Origin of the sequence: Fictibacillus macauensis ZFHKF-1 (genome assembly GCF_000269865.1) — a bacterium.
Taxonomy (GTDB): domain Bacteria; phylum Bacillota; class Bacilli; order Bacillales; family Fictibacillaceae; genus Fictibacillus_C; species Fictibacillus_C macauensis.
The window spans coordinates 1-2,175 of sequence record NZ_AKKV01000017.1 but is presented as its reverse complement, the minus strand read 5'-3'; the positions used below and the strand labels follow the sequence as shown (position 1 = coordinate 2,175).

Sequence of the window (2,175 nt, the reverse complement as noted above, 5' to 3'; positions counted from 1 at the left end):
TTAACAATAAAATTACCGAAAGAAATAGAAATTTTTCAAGATTTCGTAGGTGTAATTTTTACTGAAGAGGGCGCTTTAGAAATTGTTGAGTGTATTGACAAAGTAATAGATGGAACCTATGAACACTTTGAATACTCCATCAACGGCATTAGCGTTGATATAAAAAAAGAAGAAACGACCGTACATAATCCTTTTTACGAGCAGAACGATCTGCATTACGAAGACACAATGGAAACGGATCAGTTTAGGGAATTAGTGTTAATCTGGAAGGACGAAGTATTAGGAAATCCAGAATATTGATTGAATTAGGCAGAGGGCTTCAAGAAGAAACTTGAAAAAATAGAATCCAGAAGGCCTTGGAATTGGAAGGAAAACAATGAGGAGTGAAGATACATGGCAGTGTATGTTTTAATGTTGAAGGAGTTTGAGGATGAAAAAAGGGTAGTGTACCAATATGGACCGAATGAAGATTTAATGGGACGAATTGAATATGATAAAACAAATAGAGTTATCAACCAACTATCGCAAATTGATTCACAAGAGTTCGCTGATGAATTCTTCTTTAAGAGAGCAGGAAGAAGATTATCCAGAATGATTATTAAAGAGGATCGGAATTTTGTAGATCGAACAACTATTGAATCTTGATAGTTTGATTAAAGAATGGCGAATGAACCACCGAGTTGTTTGAGCTACAAGGAATTCGCCTATGACCATTTTGTAAGTGAAATTCTAAAGATCCTCCTATACATTCTGGCTGAATAACAGTGCTTACGCTCATGCTTTAAGTATTTCTAGTACTGGGACACGTACCACAAATAGCCGTAGCATCTACATAATTTCATGAGATTTACTGCTTTTTTTAACACAACTGGACCATTCGGCAAATCATACATACGGATATAACCTCTTCAAGAATTACAGTATCCTTGGTCAATTATGAAAAGCGATAAATGCATCAAAAAGATGATTTCGGCAGTATCCCGAAAATGTGTTCTTCTTCCCTTCTCCGCTCAGACTATTACAACAGCCTATCCAAAATACAACGAATAGCTAATAAAATGGAGGTTAGTAAATCATGAACTATCCATATAAAATCACTAGAGACCCAATAGGAGATTTAACAATAAAGCTACCAAAAGAAATAGAGATTTTTCAAAATTTTGTAGGTGTAATTTATACTGAAGAAGGCGCATTAGAAATTGTTGAGTGTATTGATAAAGTAATAGATGGAACCTATGAACACTTCGAATACTCCATCAACGGCATTAGCGTTGATATAAAAAAAGAGGAAACTGTTGTACATAATCCTTTTTACGAGCAGAACGATCTGCTTTACGAAGACACAATGGAAACGAATCAGTTCAGGGAATTAGTGTTAATCTGGAAGGATGAAGTATTAGGAAATCCAGAATATTGATTGAATTAAATAGATAGGCAGAGGGCTTCAGAATTTTTCTGAGGTCTTTCGCTTATTAAAAGATTAACAGATTGCTCGAATTTAGCCGTTAGCTTTAAAGGAAAAGTTGGAGTAAAAATGATGAAGAGTAACTGTTTATCCAAAATACAACGAATAGCTAATAAAATGGAGGTTACTAACTTATGAACTATCCATATAAAATCACTAGAGACCCAATAGGAGATTTAACAATAAAGCTACCAAAAGAAATAGAGATTTTCCAAAATTTTTTAGTTGTAATTTATACTGAAGAGGATGCTTTAGAAATTGTTGAGTGTATTGATAAGGTAATAGATGGAACCTATGAACACTTCGAATACTCCATCAACGGCATTAGCGTTGATATAAAAAAAGAGGAAACTACCGTACACAATCCTTTTTACGAGCAGAACGATCTGCATTACGAAGACACAATGGAAACAAATCAGTTCAGGGAGTTAGTGTTAATCTGGAAGGACGAAGTGCTAGGAAATCCTGAATATTGATTGAATTAAACAGATAGGAAGAGGGCTTCAGAAGTTTTCTGACGTCTTTCGCTTATTAAAAGATTAACAGATTACTTGAATCTAGCTGGTTTCTCTAAAGAAAAGGTTGGAGTAAAAATGATGAAAAGTAACGGTCAATCCAAAATACAAAAAATAGGTAATAAAGTGGAGGTTTCGAACTTATGAACTATACATATACAATTACTAAGACACCATTAGGACGTTTAACAATAA

General features: G+C 34.2%; 4 protein-coding genes. All 4 read left to right on the top strand.

Annotation, left to right across the window (positions count from 1 at the left end; genetic code table 11):
• Positions 1-300, top strand: a 300-nt coding sequence (locus A374_RS20805) for a hypothetical protein (RefSeq protein WP_007200411.1), incomplete at its 5' end; no start/stop codon positions are given.
• 93 nt (positions 301-393) lie between these two features.
• Positions 394-645, top strand: coding sequence for a hypothetical protein (locus A374_RS01545; protein WP_007200410.1), 252 nt, complete (start codon positions 394-396; stop codon positions 643-645).
• Positions 646-1,075: 430 nt separating this feature from the next.
• Positions 1,076-1,417, top strand: a complete 342-nt coding sequence (locus tag A374_RS01540) for a hypothetical protein (RefSeq protein ID WP_007200409.1) — start codon at positions 1,076-1,078, stop codon at positions 1,415-1,417.
• A gap of 182 nt (positions 1,418-1,599) precedes the next feature.
• Positions 1,600-1,941 carry a hypothetical protein gene (locus A374_RS01535; RefSeq protein ID WP_007200408.1) on the top strand — a complete coding sequence of 114 codons (342 nt, stop codon included), beginning with the start codon at positions 1,600-1,602 and terminating at the stop codon, positions 1,939-1,941.
• Positions 1,942-2,175: the final 234 nt, after the last annotated feature.

Excerpts from the sequence above, each read along its gene's own strand:
- A374_RS01535 (WP_007200408.1), top strand. The coding sequence starts at position 1,600 with ATGAACTATCCATATAAAATCACTAGAGACCCAATAGGAGATTTAACA.
- A374_RS01545 (WP_007200410.1), top strand. The coding sequence starts at position 394 with ATGGCAGTGTATGTTTTAATGTTGAAGGAGTTTGAGGATGAAAAAAGG.
- A374_RS01540 (WP_007200409.1), top strand. The coding sequence starts at position 1,076 with ATGAACTATCCATATAAAATCACTAGAGACCCAATAGGAGATTTAACA.